We start from the raw sequence: 418 nt of genomic DNA, 5'->3' as shown, positions 1-418 counted from the left end.
TGAAGTGGCGGACAAGTTCTTTGAAAACTGAACGAAACAAACAACGTGAAACGTCAATTTTTATTTTTAGATGCTAGACAAACTAACTTTATTGGAGAGTTTGATCCTGGCTCAGGATGAACGCTGGCGGCGTGCCTAATACATGCAAGTCGAGCGAATGGATTGAGAGCTTGCTCTCAAGAAGTTAGCGGCGGACGGGTGAGTAACACGTGGGTAACCTGCCCATAAGACTGGGATAACTCCGGGAAACCGGGGCTAATACCGGATAACATTTTGAACTGCATGGTTCGAAATTGAAAGGCGGCTTCGGCTGTCACTTATGGATGGACCCGCGTCGCATTAGCTAGTTGGTGAGGTAACGGCTCACCAAGGCAACGATGCGTAGCCGACCTGAGAGGGTGATCGGCCACACTGGGAC

General features: G+C 49.5%; 1 rRNA gene. It reads left to right on the top strand.

Features of this window, described 5'->3' with window-relative positions:
- Positions 1 to 88 precede the first annotated feature (88 nt).
- A 16S ribosomal RNA gene (locus MR170_RS31150) occupies positions 89 to 418 on the top strand; the annotation flags it as partial.

The organism is Bacillus cereus group sp. BfR-BA-01524 (assembly GCF_022662595.1).
Classification (GTDB): Bacteria; Bacillota; Bacilli; order Bacillales; family Bacillaceae_G; genus Bacillus_A; species Bacillus_A thuringiensis_S.
The sequence above is the reverse complement of the archived record's forward strand: the minus strand, read 5'-3'. Positions and strand labels throughout refer to the sequence as shown.